Annotated in this window: 15 protein-coding genes; 3 read left to right on the top strand and 12 right to left on the bottom strand. The window is 53.3% G+C overall.

Going from position 1 to position 14613, the window contains the following annotated elements:
- Nucleotides 1–85: 85 nt before the first annotated feature.
- Nucleotides 86–862, bottom strand: a complete 777-nt coding sequence (locus ORD20_RS10920; protein ID WP_369825251.1) for a LamB/YcsF family protein — start codon at nucleotides 860–862, stop codon at nucleotides 86–88.
- 137 nt (nucleotides 863–999) lie between these two features.
- On the opposite strand from ORD20_RS10920, the gene ORD20_RS10915 reads away from it, so the two are divergent.
- Nucleotides 1000–1464, top strand: a complete 465-nt coding sequence (locus tag ORD20_RS10915; RefSeq protein WP_158246269.1) for an AAA family ATPase — start codon at nucleotides 1000–1002, stop codon at nucleotides 1462–1464.
- Here the strand turns inward: ORD20_RS10915 and ORD20_RS10910 are convergent.
- A complete protein-coding gene (locus ORD20_RS10910) occupies nucleotides 1445–2728 on the bottom strand; it encodes an RNA-guided endonuclease InsQ/TnpB family protein (protein WP_430626172.1) in 1284 nt (427 codons plus the stop codon). The genes ORD20_RS10915 and ORD20_RS10910 overlap by 20 nt on opposite strands.
- A complete protein-coding gene (locus tag ORD20_RS10905; RefSeq protein ID WP_430626171.1) occupies nucleotides 2725–3351 on the bottom strand; it encodes an IS607 family transposase in 627 nt (208 codons plus the stop codon). Before ORD20_RS10905 ends, ORD20_RS10910 begins: the two co-directional genes overlap by 4 nt.
- 41 nt (nucleotides 3352–3392) lie before the next feature.
- Here ORD20_RS10905 and ORD20_RS10900 point away from each other — a divergent pair, with 41 nt between their 5' ends.
- On the top strand, nucleotides 3393–3695 hold the full coding sequence (locus tag ORD20_RS10900; RefSeq protein ID WP_146039009.1) for an AAA family ATPase: 303 nt from the start codon (nucleotides 3393–3395) through the stop codon (nucleotides 3693–3695).
- Here ORD20_RS10900 and ORD20_RS10895 read toward each other — a convergent pair.
- Genes ORD20_RS10895 through ORD20_RS10885 form a run of 3 tightly spaced genes read right to left on the bottom strand, consistent with a single transcriptional unit; the run spans nucleotide 3692 to nucleotide 6970 of the window.
- Complete coding sequence (locus tag ORD20_RS10895; protein ID WP_158246199.1) at nucleotides 3692–4642, bottom strand: biotin-dependent carboxyltransferase family protein; 951 nt, start codon at nucleotides 4640–4642, stop codon at nucleotides 3692–3694. The genes ORD20_RS10900 and ORD20_RS10895 overlap by 4 nt on opposite strands.
- 4 nt (nucleotides 4643–4646) lie before the next feature.
- Nucleotides 4647–5372, bottom strand: a complete 726-nt coding sequence (gene pxpB / locus ORD20_RS10890) for a 5-oxoprolinase subunit PxpB (protein WP_158246200.1) — start codon at nucleotides 5370–5372, stop codon at nucleotides 4647–4649.
- A 50-nt stretch (nucleotides 5373–5422) separates the two neighbouring features.
- A complete protein-coding gene (locus ORD20_RS10885; RefSeq protein ID WP_430626170.1) occupies nucleotides 5423–6970 on the bottom strand; it encodes a purine-cytosine permease family protein in 1548 nt (515 codons plus the stop codon).
- Between the two features lie 613 nt (nucleotides 6971–7583).
- Between ORD20_RS10885 and ORD20_RS10880 the strand changes: the two genes are divergently transcribed.
- The gene (locus tag ORD20_RS10880) at nucleotides 7584–9437 is read left to right on the top strand and encodes a DUF2079 domain-containing protein (protein ID WP_103374827.1); all 1854 of its coding nucleotides are present in this window, start codon (nucleotides 7584–7586) and stop codon (nucleotides 9435–9437) included.
- A gap of 6 nt (nucleotides 9438–9443) precedes the next feature.
- On the opposite strand, the gene ORD20_RS10875 is transcribed toward ORD20_RS10880, so the two are convergent.
- The 6 genes from ORD20_RS10875 to larE all read right to left on the bottom strand — a co-directional run bounded on the left by ORD20_RS10875 (nucleotide 9444) and on the right by larE (nucleotide 14584).
- Nucleotides 9444–9593, bottom strand: coding sequence for a hypothetical protein (locus ORD20_RS10875; RefSeq protein WP_430626169.1), 150 nt, complete (start codon nucleotides 9591–9593; stop codon nucleotides 9444–9446).
- The gene (locus ORD20_RS10870) at nucleotides 9586–10248 is read right to left on the bottom strand and encodes a hypothetical protein (RefSeq protein WP_430626168.1); all 663 of its coding nucleotides are present in this window, start codon (nucleotides 10246–10248) and stop codon (nucleotides 9586–9588) included. The genes ORD20_RS10875 and ORD20_RS10870 overlap by 8 nt, the downstream gene beginning before the upstream one ends.
- 452 nt (nucleotides 10249–10700) lie before the next feature.
- Nucleotides 10701–11684 (bottom strand): aldo/keto reductase, encoded by a 984-nt coding sequence (locus ORD20_RS10865; protein WP_103374829.1) that lies wholly within the window; start codon nucleotides 11682–11684, stop codon nucleotides 10701–10703.
- Between the two features lie 21 nt (nucleotides 11685–11705).
- Complete coding sequence (gene larC / locus ORD20_RS10860; protein ID WP_103374830.1) at nucleotides 11706–12965, bottom strand: nickel pincer cofactor biosynthesis protein LarC; 1260 nt, start codon at nucleotides 12963–12965, stop codon at nucleotides 11706–11708.
- Nucleotides 12962–13723, bottom strand: a complete 762-nt coding sequence (gene larB, locus ORD20_RS10855; protein WP_103374831.1) for a nickel pincer cofactor biosynthesis protein LarB — start codon at nucleotides 13721–13723, stop codon at nucleotides 12962–12964. Before larB ends, larC begins: the two co-directional genes overlap by 4 nt.
- A gap of 24 nt (nucleotides 13724–13747) precedes the next feature.
- The gene (gene larE / locus ORD20_RS10850; protein ID WP_173677073.1) at nucleotides 13748–14584 is read right to left on the bottom strand and encodes an ATP-dependent sacrificial sulfur transferase LarE; all 837 of its coding nucleotides are present in this window, start codon (nucleotides 14582–14584) and stop codon (nucleotides 13748–13750) included.
- Between the last annotated feature and the right edge of the window lie 29 nt (nucleotides 14585–14613).

Below are 14613 nucleotides of genomic sequence, written 5' to 3'. Positions count from 1 at the left end.
CAAATCCTCCTAACCGCCGATTACCACTCTATTCGTGGCACCCCGCAGGTTTTCCTGCTCGGTACCACTCGGTATTTGATTGGACTTACAGTGCGGCTGTAGTGGCTAATGTGCGCACCATAATCTTGGCATCTTCCAACCCCTCCCGCAATGCCTGGGCTATGGACCGTGCCCCAGGTGTGTCGCCGTGCACACAAATTGTGTCCACCTGTACGGGCAGATGTTGACCGGAGACGGTTGGGATAGCTTGATCTTGCACCATCTGCACAGCACGCGCCACGATTCGCTCCACATCATGGATAACGGCATGGGAATAAGAGCGCGGCACTAGCTGTCCGTTATCCAGATATTCACGGTCCGCGTATACTTCGTGCGCGACCCGCAAACCCCTTGCTTCCGCCGCACGCATAAGCTCTCCCCCATAAGCGATAACGATGAGAGAGGGGTCAAATGCCCAGATGGCATCCACAATCGCTTGCGCTAATTGAGCGTCTGTCACCGCCATATTGTTCAGTTGGCCATGTGGCTTGACATGCTGAAGAGATAGCCCCTGGCTCTTCGCTACGCCATAGAGGCTGCCTATTTGATACAGCACGTCGGCATAGGCTTCCTCATACGTCAAGGTCATGTTTCGACGTCCAAACCCTACCAAATCCGGAAAACTAGGATGCGCACCCACCGCGACGCCGTGGGTTTTGGCTAAGGCTACTGTACGCTGCATGACCTGCGGATCTCCGGCGTGAAATCCACATGCCACATTCGCCGACGTGATAAAAGGCATAATGCCGGCATCATCTCCCAAATGGTAGACGCCAAAGCTTTCGCCCATATCACAGTTGATATCAATAGTATCCCGCATCATATAGCCCCCTCTTTATTATCTCTTTGAATAACTATCCGGTCACCGGCAATCCTAGGCCTTATGGTATGCTGAGAGTAAGCACGTCCTACCCCTTTGCATAGGAGGCGATCCCCATTCTTCCCCTGCGAGAAGTCCGGTTGACATGGCCTACACCACGCCCATCAACGTATCCATGGAATCTGACCGTCCTCAAACACTTAAACGTCCTATCCTTTCCGACAGCGGTCACCTTCTTCATTGGGGATAATGGAAGCGGCAAATCTACAATCCTCGAGTCTCTTGCCATAGCTTCCGGGTTTAACCCCGAAGGCGGCAGCCGCCATGCCGCGTATCACGCCGCCCATACCGATGGGCAACTGTCCCAAGCTATGCGTCTAACATGGAACCATAAGGCGTTACACGGCTTCTTCTTTCGGGCAGAAAGTTTTTTCAGCTACGCCAGCTATCTGGAAGAATTAGAGGACGACAGCGTCTTTGCGTCATATGGCGGCAAATCTTTCCATCAGCAGTCGCACGGGGAATCCTTTTTATCCTTATTTCGCAACCGATTGCAACCGTTCTATCAGACCTACTCGAACCTGCTCAAACAGGTTCAAAGCTGATTTCCTGCTTCGCTGAGGCCGGTTTCACTCCAGTCTTACGACTAGAGCCAGAGCCTTCCTCTCCACAGGCTTCACATCCGGCGGAACTCGCCGTAGAGCCGCTTAGGGCGGCCAAGCCATACGCCAGAAGATTCCTGGCCGCATTCTCATCCCGGTCGTGGATGGTTCCACAATCCGGGCACGTCCACTGGCGTACCGCCAGAGGCATTTTGTCCTGTTTTACGGCACACACTGAGCAAATCTTGCTGCTGGCAAACCATCTGTCCGCCACCACAACGATGCCGCCGCGCCGTTCGGCCTTGTATTCCAGTTGCCGCCGGAACTCGAAGAAACTCATATCGGCGATGGAGCGTGCCAAGCGATGGTTCTTCAGCATCCCGCGCACATTCAGGTCCTCGATGCCGATGGTATGAAACCGGCGAGTGAGGTCGGACGTGAGCTTGTGCAAAGCGTCGGCCCGGATATTGGCGACACGGGCATGGAGCCTGGACAGTTTAGCCCTGGATTTTTTCGCATTCTCCGACACCGGCAGCCTTACGCCCTTTGGTATAGGCGCATTGGCTGCCAAGCCGAGCTTGGCTTTAGCGGCTCGGTGCTTACGCGACAGACTGCGGGACAACCGCCGCAACCGCTTGCGCAACGCCCTATGGGGCTTGGGGCCTATGACCTTTTCTCCCGTGGAGAGCGTTGCCAACGCCGATACCCCCCAATCCACCCCAACCGCGCCTTGGTTTTCAGCGCGGCGTTGGGGTGGTTCTTCGGGATCCACGGCGATACTGACAAACCAACGGTCGGCCACACGGGAGATGGTGGCGGACAGGAGCTTGCCAGTGAAACGCAACGACTCCCGCATCCGTACCCAGCCCAGATTAGGGATGCGGATGCGGCGGCCGTTGAGAGAAAACTGGTCGTTGGTCAGGGTGAAGCGGTCGTGTACGCCTTTCTTGCGGAACTTCGGATACTTCGCCCGTCCCGCCCAGAAATTCTTGAAGGCTTCGCCTAGCTGGATGATGGCCATCTGTGGTGCGTTTTTGGTGACTTCCAGCATCCACGGGAACTGGTCGCGCTTGATGGCGTTCAACTGGCGGCGCAACGATTGTTGCGCGGGCTGGGGTAGGCTGGGGTTGGCTTTCCATGCCTCGTACTGCCGCTGCCACTCGGCCAGCGCCCAGTTGTAGGCGAACCGGGCGGTTCCCGCGGCCTTGGCAAAGTAGGTTGCCTGCTGGTTGTTCGGATCCAGCGCGATTTTATGGGCCACAATCATGCCTGCGATTCCTCCACAACACGTTTCACGCCATCCAGTAGCTTTGGGTTTTTGCGGCTGCGCGAGCCGTACAACCGAGCACTCAACACCGTGATGATTTCGCGCACGTCCTGGGCCCAATCTTCCTCAAAGGTCGTGTCCTCGCCTTGGTTGAGAATCACGACTTCCACCTGCTTCGCCTCGCAAATGGCGAAAACCAGTTCCGCGCCGAACCGCAGCAGGCGGTCCTTGTGGGTGATCACCAACCGTCCGACCTCACCCCCGATGATGGCATCCAGAAGCCGTTTCAGGCCCTTCTTGTGGTAATTCATGCCGGAACCCAGGTCGGCAATAACCTCAAATGTCCAGCCTTGCCGCGCGCAGAACAATGCCAAAACCTGCTTTTGCCGTTCCAGATCATCCTTCTGGTCGTGGCTGGAGACTCGCGCATAGGCAACGGTGCGCCGGTTTGCCGTATCAGCACCATGAAACCACTCAGGGCGCAGCTTCGCCAAGTCATAGCGCCGGTGGCCGCCGGGCGTATGTTCGGCCATGAGCCGGCCTTCCGCCTCCCAGCGTCGCAGAGTGGTAATGGATACGCCCAAGGCTTTGGCCGCCTCCCTTATGCTAACTAATCTCTCCATTTTGTATAGTATAAGTTAGCTTTGGTTAGTTATCAACCGAACTGTTAAAGCCCCGTTCTTCTGCCCTCTACCTTTTTGACGAACCGGAATCCGCCCTCTCCATTACCGGTCAATTGGCTTTTCTTCGTCTGTTAAAGCAATGGTCCGGGACCGGCCAGACCCAAGTCATCATCGCTACCCACTCACCCATCCTCCTAGCGTTTCCCGGTGCAACCATCTACTCTTTTGACGCTGCCCCTATCACGTCTATACGCTACGAGGACTCTACGCCCTACCAATTAACGCTGTCCTTCCTGAAGTCTCCAGACGTCTTTCTCCGAGAACTCTTTCGTCATAACGACTAGCCCTCGCGAGCTTCTTCGCGAACATTGCGGTCGTGGATAGCCAAAACAGCTTGCTCCCACAACTGACGCGATGTCTCGCGGCTCACCCGCTCAAAGCGAACCTTGCGACCGGGCTTGATTTGGGCCAATCGCCCCAAATCGACGGTGGCAACCATGGCCACAACGGGATATCCGCCCAAAGTCCCTCGAGCCGGCAGCAAAACGAGTGCCGTGCCGTCAGGCGTAATCTGCACGGCTCCTGGCGCCATGCCTTCTGATATCATGGGGGCAAGAGGGTCAGGGCGAAAGGTGCCCTGAAGCCGGATACCCATGCGGTTACTGGCCGCTCCGACTACAAACTCTTGAGAAAAGAACTTCGTCCACAAATTTTCGCCCATGACCTCATCATGAGGACCTGCCAACAGCCGAACAGGAGCTAAGATCTCTTGACACAGCATCGGGGCTCGCCGAAGCATTCTCCGGTAAGCCCAGTCATCCAACGCCGTGGAACCGACCGGAATTTTGTCCCCCGCCTGTAACGCACGACCGGCATATCCCCCGATCCCTGCGACTAAATCCGTACTGCGGCTGCCCATCACGGTGGGGACTGCACATCCCCCGCGTACCGCCAAGTACGCGTACACGCCTGTGAATTTTCCCAATCGAACCGTACTGCCCGCTTGCACCCAAAAAGCACTCCATGCCGGCAATCTTTCCTTGTCATTCACTACCACTTCACAAACAGCGCCGGTTACGGCAACCCATGTACTTTCTTCAAAAGACCACTCTCCTCCTTGCAAAACTATTTCAATAGCGGCGGCCTCTGGCGCGTTGCCGACTAGTGCATTAGCCCAACGATATGCCAGGGCATCAACAGCACCGCCCGAAGCAAAACCTAGCGCCTGATATCCGTAGCGGCCCAAATCTTGAATGGTTGCTTGGACCCCTGGCTTTCGGACCACGATCATTGCCTCACCACCCCCCCTCCCATAATTGATCGGGCCACGGGCCGTTTTGAATGGCAGGATCATTCGCCAAAACCTGATACATTTTGGCGTCAATGGGCCAAAACCTCACCACGTCTCCAGGTTCATAAGGAATGGGAGCATCCAATTCGGGTCGAAATAGCCGAATCGGCGTCCGTCCGATGATTTGCCACCCTCCTGGCGTTGCAGTGGCATAAATCCCCGTCTGCTGCTCGGCAATGCCAACAGAACCAGCTGGGACTGTCGACCGCGGAGTGGGTCGGCGGGGAGCCCGTATGGCTTCGAGAACAGGGCCTAAAAAGGGAAAGCCTGGAGAAAATCCTAGACAATACACACGGTAATCCTTCCCGGCATGTGCAGCGATTACCGCATCCCGCTGCATCTGATGCATCTGAGCCACGTCATTCAAATCAGGCCCAAACTCTTCCCCATAAGCCACAGGCAACGTCACACGCCGGCCCCTTGTGTCTTGCGCAGGCATTGTGGCCAAAGCCTCTGCCACCAAACCGTTCCAATCTAGCCCTCCCATTTCCGGGGAATAGAGTACAAGAACCGTCGTATAGGCGGGGATCACATCACGAACCAACGGCATCTGTGCGCGAATCCAGTGAGCGATGTGGTGCACCTGCCTATTAATCTGCTCATCTATGGCAGAACCGAACTCGATGAGGACCGCATATTCGCCTACCGGGCGAATCCTCCAAGTCGCCAAAATGTCTCACCTCATCGTTGCTTTGCTTGAGCTGTCCTCTTTAACTCATTTTACCAAGAGGTGCCTTGCGATACCGTTTGTGTGAGCAATTCGGCACTTTTACATTGATCGCCACACGCTGATTCTGATCCACAGCACACCGAGCACAACGGCCCTTGATGAAAGGGACAACCCACCATATCTAATGCCTCGAACGCGTGATGACATTGGATACAATTTATCACCTGGTCCTGCCCAGATTCCAGTGACGCCGTTGAGCGCACATGGTAGGTGCGTCCTTTAGTCACGCCGGCAATTATTGGCGGGAGCAATAATCCTAATCCCGCCGAAACAAAAGGGGCCCAAGTTTCACCAAGAGGACCTGCCGCACCAAAGGCTAAGGGACCCGAGACCAGCAGGGCAATCACCAGCGCGCCCACGCCTACTACGTTGAATTGCGGCAAAAAGGCCCGTTTATATTCATAACCTGCGGGGCTTAGTTTGAATAGCCATTTGTTAAAAAGGGTGTCAGATACCACCGTCATCGCCCACGCGATGATAAAGACGCCCTCAAAAGTAAGAATTTGGAGCATGTGGGCAAAAATATTTCCCATCATTAACACGGTCCCCAAGACTGCCGTAAGAACTCCCCACCATTGGCGGCCGGGCGTGAAATGAAAGACACGCGAAAAGAAGTTCGAATAGGCAAGAGAACCACTGTACACATTGACCGTATTAATGCGCACTTGGGTGATCAGCACAATGAGTAGCCCGACCGGCCCTAAAATAGCCGTAAAATAATCCCCAGGATTGGTCTGATGCAGCTCTAGTCCAAAATACGAGCCAAGTAACACCACCCCTAAGAACGTGACAATCATCACGACATACCCGTTGAAGAAGGCACCGATGGCGGTATCTTTGGCACGCACAAAGCGTCCTAAATCTGCCCCTTGCGTCCCCATGCTAATCAAGGCAAACACCGTGGCAGCTAATTGCAGCAAAATCGGTCCCGCCGTAAGCGATGGAGCCTTAGCAGGCCGATAAGCCAGCCATGGTACGGGATGGAGAACATGGGCCACATGGTACCACACGAACGCCACGGCCACTGCGTAGATAGGAAGAGTCACCCACATCAACCAACTTAAAAACCGCATGCCCTTCGTGGCCAATACGATAAAGAGCAGCCCAATCAACGTTTCCCACAGCAAAGCAGGAACGCGAGGCATACTCGTCTGCAAAGCTCCTACTAAAATGGAGCCTTCAAACGCAAAGAACATAATATAATTGAAGCTATACAAAATCGAAGCAATGGCGGAACCCATAAACCCATACCCGCTGCCCCGTGTAATCAGATCACTATCGAGCCCCGTTTTGGCCCCGACCCAACTAAAGAAGAAACCAACGGATCCAATAAACAGTACGCCAAACACCATACCCCAAATTGTTGGCCCAGTCCCGTACTCTAAGGTCAATTCACTTCCCCATGACAAAAAGAACATCGCGGTGGAAACACCAATCAAGACACTGAAAATGCTCGACCAGTGCCAGATCCGAAAACTCGCTGGAACAAAACGTAACGCATAATCTTCCCGTTGATCTCTTGGTTGTGGTTTAGCCACGTTGTCGACCCCCTAACTCTGATGTGTTGTCCCCTTTGGCTACCCCATTACCGAAGAACCGCTTCGAAATACCGTTAGGAAACACCATGATAGCCCTTCCCAGTAACGCAGAAACCCTCAAGACATGTAATCAAAAAACGAAGACAAAAACAGAGGAAAACTCTTCCTTACCCCTCTAGAGTACCATCTGACAGACCCTTCAATCTCTCTCATATCTGTGCCTTTTCACAAAAACTTCTCAAATCGACCGCATTTGAGGAGAAGACATAACAGCCTCTTGGCGTTCCGGTTCATCCTTTCGTGGAACTTGCTAAATCACTCGCCGATTCGATGAGTCCATGCCCATCGTCATGAATCGGTATCCGTGCACACCGGACCTGTATGAGAAGGGAAACGAACGTCATCCCACCTTCTTTGCAGCGTTTTCGTAAAGCCAAATTGTCAACATCTTTGCCCATAGGGGAAGCTACCGGATTGGAACATCATCCCCAAATCCCCATCAATTTCCTAAAAACGCCAAAATTAGGCAGGAATTTAACGATCTTTTGACGAAAGCAACATGAGCATATATGACCCGACTTAATACAATTTGAAAATCTATAGGAGGCCCTTTGTGATACCTGCATTCAACACTTCACCCAGCACCCAAACACAACCACGTTGGTCATGGCCGCAGGTTACGACCATCGTGGTCACGTGTTTGTTTGTGTCTTTTCAACTCATCGTGTCGGTTCATAAATTTTATAATATGGAAGCCACGACCATGGATTTAGGTGCCTTTGAGCAAGAAATGTGGAATATCTCGCATGGCAATTGGTGGGCTTTTTCGAGTGTCTTTCAAGCGCCCGCGGTATCGATCGATGGATTTCTATGGATTTATCCCATCGCCTATGGCTTCCGTTTTTTGGGGGGGGCCGTCTTTTTGTTTACTTTACAAAGTACGGCAACCGCAATCAGTGCTTGGGGAATTTACCGAGCAGCACGGCTCCATGGTTTGTCGGAATGGCAGGCAGCAGTTGTCTCGATGGCTTTTCTTTTATATCCAGCCATTATTGGCGGCAGTCAGTTTGACTTTCATCCCGATTTCATTGCGCTACCGTTTTTAATTTGGGCTTATGTCGCCTATCAGGCCGAATCGAAAATTCTTTCCTACATCCTTTTTCTATGTGCAGCGCTATCCAAGAATGTGGCCATCATCTCTATTGGTGCGTTCGGTTTTGGCTTGATACTTTGGCAACACCGTATTCGCGACGGCCTGATCACTTTAGGCGGCAGCCTTCTATTCTTCTTCGCCGAAATGGATTGGATTATTCCTCAGTATTTTGACGGCGGCATGACGCAACATAATAAACACCTATACGCCTATCTCGGCCATGGATACATAGGCATGTTGGCTGGCATTGTCACTCACTTTTCCCTTGTTGCGCACCATTTATCTCATGAAGGGTCCTACTTTATTTGGATTTTAGGCCCTGTACTGGGCTTGTCACTCTTGGGGGCAGCCTCCACACCAGCCATGCTCTCCTTGCTTTTTCTCAATGCGCTCTCGTTATTCCCTAATCAACGGTACCTCACGTCTCAATATCAAGTGATACTTGCGGGCTGGCTTTTTCTGGCCTTAATCGAAGCTCTGGCGCGATTCAAAAACCGTCGATCCCGTCTCCTTTTTGGCATAAGTCTCACCACCATGATCTTAGAAACCAGCTTCTTAAGCGTCAACATCCTGCCCCTTCTGTCGGTCACGCATCCGCGCACATGGACCGCCACCCAGCAAGCCAACCGCCACCTGTCACGAAACAGTGTGATATGGACTCAAAACCGACTCGGTCCTTGGCTGTATCGCTATGATTTGCTAGGTGTTGACCGGCAAGTCGCATTAGGTCTAGCCACAGGCACCTTACCCGAGCTTTGGCATGAAGCCGGTTCCAACCATGTCACCACAGATATTGTTGCCGCCCAGCCCACCACGCCTTATTTAGCGGACGTTTTAGCTCACGCCCTGCACTCAGGCTACCACGTGTCGTTCCATCAAGGACCCTTGTTTATTGTCTCTGGAATGCGCCATTTCCGCATCCCGCCACAGGCACCGTTCGCCGCTGGATGGCAGCCACGGACACGGTCATGGGACATTCCTATTTGGACTCAGAAGATTCTACTCGGCCATTTAAATTGGAACACGCAAAGCCTGCAGGTTTCTCAAAGGACACGCGGCATGATTTTCGCCCCCATCGCCGTCGCATTTACTCCAGGACTGTACCATATTGCCGTCACTGTCCATAGCCCTAGACCTACGGAGTCGGTCGTTTTGGGCAAGATTATAGCCGGGCGTTATACCGCTGACATCATGTCGGGCATGCCCCATGACACCTTAACGATCGACGTGCGCCACCATGAGAATCTCGCTATTGCGCTTTGGACCTCTGGACACCAAAACTTTTCTCTGTCAGGTCTGACGATTAGTCAATAGAGGCTCTTACTCATCGGCAATAATACTCCCGACCCGATCAGCCAAATCGGGAATGTGGCGCAAGCGCCACAGCGCATAGGCCCAGGCCACCATCAACAATCCCAAGACAATCCACGGAAAGGCGTTAAATGGAGCGGGCTGCCCTGGCTCAATCAAACCCCATAAAGGAAGAATTAAGGCTAGGGTGCCTGCAATGGGGATAACAAGGTGACGAAGCCATGAGAACTGAGAACGGCACTCCCGCAAATAATAGACGGGAACCGCCAGATTCAACACCAAATAAACCAGCGCCACGGGAATTGTGGAGCAACTCAAATGCAAACATGGCTGCCGCCCATTTTGTGGAGATTTTGACCCCGCGATAAACTAAATACCCCACGACTAAAACAAAAAGAATCGAGAAGAACTGCCATGCTACAGTCACGTGAAGAAACTGCTGCAAAATCAGAGATGTCCACCCGCCAAGAACGGCAATGACAAAGCCCACCGCGACAATGAACCCAAAGCTCAAGGCCCATGCTGCCATTACCCCCGCAACGGGACCAAATGTTTTGCCAATATAGGAGATATATGATCCGGTACTCGGCGTAACCCGGGTAAACTCCACCAAACTATTGATTTTTAAAAGAATCACAATAGCGGCCACAACAATCGCTAAAGGGCTCGCAATACCAGCCGCCGCGGCAATCGTGGCGAAGGAAAAGAAAAAGCTCATGGCAGGTGCCGTATTAGCCATAGATACCGCGGTAATATCGGCGGTCGTTAAGCTATTCTGCTGTAGTCGCTTCACAACCTTCGTCCCGTGTCCCATCTCTCATATCCTCCCTAGACGCCCCCATAGCCTGTTTAGAATCCATATCATCGTGATGTGCTTGATATTGACAATATGGCCAAACCCCACCGACTATGCCTAACCAGACCGGCTTATATAAAAGCGAATGGCAAAGAGACTGAGAACCCTGGATATCGGCACACAGGCATGGACTTCGGATATTGGCACAACTACAGCCTACGGCCAGTACGGATGTACTGCGAAACTCCCTGCATTATCTAAGGGTTCGACCATCAGCCAATAGGCAAGGAATTCCCTCCAAGACATCCGGCTCTGAAATATCCGCCTTGGCCCGTCAGAACGAAAACGTCCGGAAATATGGCGTAAACCATATCTCCGGACATTGAAAGATGATATTAAGAAAAGGGCCAAGCAGCACATTTCTCCCAGCAGCAACCCGTATCCAATATAGGGTTTGCTATCTCTAGGACCTAATACCGTCCGCGAATGGTAGGCGCGACGGCCTCTTGATAAAATTGCTGCAATTGTGCCCGTTCCTCTTCAGTAAACGAGGGAACCGTTAACGCGGCTAGATTGTCTTCAACTTGTTTAGCCGATTTAAAGCCCGGAATGGCGCAAGTCACCCCTGGGCTATCAATAACCCAGCGCAAGGCTGCTCGGGCCATCGTTTCGCGCCCTTGCGCAATCCACTGCAACTGATGCGCAAGCGCCACCCCGGTCTCAAAGGGAATTCCTGCAAACGTTTCTCCGACATTAAAATACTCGCCATTTTTATTAAAGGCTCGGTGATCATCCGCGGCGAATTGATGGTCCACACGAAACTTGCCCGTCAATAGACCACTAGCCAATGGGACGCGGGCTAAGATTCCAACGTTTTGCGCCTGAGCCTGGGGAAACAATTGATCCAACGGCTTTTGCCGAAACAGGTTGAATATCACCTGCAACGCTTTGACTCCCGGGTACTGCAGCGCCAGGAGTCCCTCGTCTACAGTCTCGACGCTTACACCGTATGCGCGAATTTTGCCTTCTTGCTGAAGCTGGTCCAAAATAGCAAAAACGTCCCCACGCTCAATCACCCATGTCGGCGGACAATGAATTTGATATAAATCAATCGTGTCCCGCTGCAAACGCCGTAAACTCGCTTCACAAAAGGCTCGAATCGCCGGTTCTTGATAGTTGGCAGGATCTTGCCAATCTCCAGAGCGTCCAAATTTGGTGGCAATCGCGATGCGATCCGCCATGTGATGCGTCATGTCACCTAATAATTGTTCCGATCGCCCATTCCCGTAAACATCCGCCGTGTCAAAGAAATTGACCCCAAGTTCTATAGCTCGCGCAATCCCTTCTCGGGCTTGCTCATCTTCGACGCTTCCCCATGAGCCTCCAATGGCCCATGTCCCAAAACTTAACGCACTGACCTCAAGTCCCGTCGTACCCAAGGGCCGATATTGCATCAGACTCCGCCTCCCCCTATCTCATTCTATGCCGCCGTCAAAATCGTCTTCCATCTTCGGCTGTTGGAAGGCCGCCCAAGCCGCTTGATAGACATCCTTCAGTGGCACCCCAGCTTCATGAGCCTGCCTTCTACAGTCTTCATATTCAGGTGCGGCGTTCCAAATTTGACCATGGCGGCCGGCTATTTTCATCCGGACCGCTCCATAGGGAGTCGAGACCACCTCCCACGAGCGCTCCAGCACCGTGCGCTGGCGCTCCATCCGCCGCACCCCGAGTGTGGTGGTCTGACGCAGCATAACCTCGGTGAAAAATTCTTCGTGGGCAAGATCCGTCAGTGCTGATACAATCCAGCCCGGCCGTCCTTTTTTCATCACCACCGGCGTGACCCACGCATCAAGAGCCCCTTGTTTAAGCAATACGTCAATGATATCCCCCATCCACTCGGGCGACATATCGTCGATATTGGCACTTAGTTCCACTACGCTGGCATCATCCCGAGAGCGCACCGCTTGTCCCATACGAATACGAAAAACGTTGGCGACAGGAAATTCCCGGGAACCCGCACCATATCCTCCTCTTTGATCCCGCATGGGAGGCACAGGCTTTCCCAAGGTCCCCGAGTGTTCGACCAGGGCACGCAAAATCGCCGCGCCAGTCGGTGTGACCGTCTCCCCCCAATTTCCGGAGGAGTAGGTTACGAAGCCTTGCAGCAAACGGGCTACCGCCGGGGCCGGTACCGGCAACCGTCCGTGGGCGCAAGAGACCGTCCCTCCCCCGACTTCGATAGGAGACACATAGCAACGGGGCATGCCGGCCAAATACCACCCACAAAACGCGCCCACAACGTCGATAATCGCATCGTAGGCTCCCACTTCATGAAAGTGGACTTCTTCAGCAGGTACTCCGTGCACCGCCCCTTCAGCTTCGGCTAGCAGCCGAAATGCCCGCCGACTCAGAGTTTTTACGATCTCCGGAAGTCCCCCCGCTTGTGTCAGCAAGGCATCAATCTCTGCCCAATGTCGGTGGGGATGCAACGTGGACTCGGGCGCCGGATGAGTTTCATACCATGGGGCCTCCTCGTCGACCACGACATCCACGAAGGTAGCTTGAATCCCTTTGGGGTAAACGGTCGTACGATTGACGCTAACGCCTTTCAGCATCAAAGACGCCAACATCTCCCGCCACCGGTCTTCTGCGACGCCAGCATCCAACCATGCACCCAAGAACATGTTGCCACTGACACCTGCTGGGCACTCCAAATATGCCAAGAGCTCATTCATGGGCAACCCCCACGGTTAATCAGTCCAGCCAGATAGCCGGCCCCAAATCCATTGTCAATATTCACGACCCCAATCCCAGCGGCACAACTGTTCAACATCGTTAAGAGCGGTGCCACTCCCGCGAAATTAGCACCATATCCCACACTCGTCGGTATCGCAATGACCGGAACATCCACAAGCCCTCCGATGACACTTGGCAAAGCTCCGTCCATTCCCGCCGCAACAATAATCACCCGCGCGGCATAGAGGGTATCTAGATGGCCTAACAGGCGATGCAGTCCCGCAACGCCCACATCGATTAACCGGTCGACCTTCGCGCCCATTAACTCTGCTGTGACTTCGGCTTCCCGCAAGATGGGTCCATCTGCCGTTCCTGCCGATACCGCAAGCACTTGCCCTTGAGGCTCAGGAACACCTCGGCGCAGAACCACCAAATGCGCCTCGTCATCATATTCAAAATCATAGCCACGGCCTTCGAGGTGGTCATAGACCGCTCGGGGTGCACGTGTCCCCATCAATGGTCCCGATCCGACCTGAGCTTGCCGCAATAAAATGGCAACCGATTGTTCGACGGTTTTGCCTGCGCAATACACGACTTCAGGCAATCCTTGCCGCCAAGCCCGGTGATGGTCAATCTGCGCAAATCCTAAGTCATCCGCATTAAGCCGCTTGAGAGCGTCCAAGCCTTCCTCGACACTCAACTGGCCCTGTTGCACGGCTTGCAACAATTCTTTGTGATTCGTTGGTGTCCCCTCCACTTGGCAAACGCTGTTTGTCTTTGCTTATAGCTGCCCATTCGCGCCCGTTACCACGAGCGGCAGTCCTGCATTCATACTGCCACTACGGTAGCCGTTGAGATCCAGCGCAATATGATGGTAGCCCAGCGCCAAAAACTTTTCGGTGATAAGCGCGGTTAAATCTAAAATGCCCACGCGGTCTTCAGGAGGTACTTCAATGCGAGCGACATCGCCATGATGACGCACACGCACCTGACGAAATCCGAGCTGCAACAAGAACAGCTCCGCTTGGTCCACTTGAGACAAAATTTCCCGTGTAATCCGGTGTCCGTAAGGAATACGCGATGATAAACAGGCGAGAGACGGTTTATCCCAGTTGGACAGCCCCAATGCATGCGCTAAAAACCGCACTTCGCGCTTGATCAATTGGGCTTGCTGCAATGGCGCCAACACATTCTTTTCCCTAGCGGCCATCAGTCCAGGGCGAAACTCGCCTTCGTCATCAGCAATCGCACCAAACGCCACATGCCTAATCCCGCGTTCTTGCGCAACCGCCACCAATTGCGTAAATAACTCTTGTTTACAAAAATAACACCGATTAATGGGATTCTCCGCATAACCAGGAATAGCCAATTCCTCAGTATGAATCACCAACTGGGGCGCACCGATTTCTCGTGCGACCTGTTCGGCAGCCAAGCGTTCCCGTTCAGGGTACGTCTCAGACGCGGAGGTCACCGCCAAAACCCGCTCGGGTCCTAAGGCTTGCACGGCAGCATAAAGAAGCAAACTGCTATCCACTCCCCCAGAAAAGGCGATGGCCACCTGGTCTAAACGTGCAAGCATATCTTTGACCCTCTGGTATTTTTCCCAAGCCTGCTCCACAGCTCTGCCCTCCTTGACAATCCGTATTC

Source organism: Sulfobacillus thermotolerans (assembly GCF_039623705.1).
Lineage (GTDB): Bacteria > Bacillota > Sulfobacillia > Sulfobacillales > Sulfobacillaceae > Sulfobacillus > Sulfobacillus thermotolerans.
This window is presented reverse-complemented; position numbering and strand designations above follow the sequence as displayed.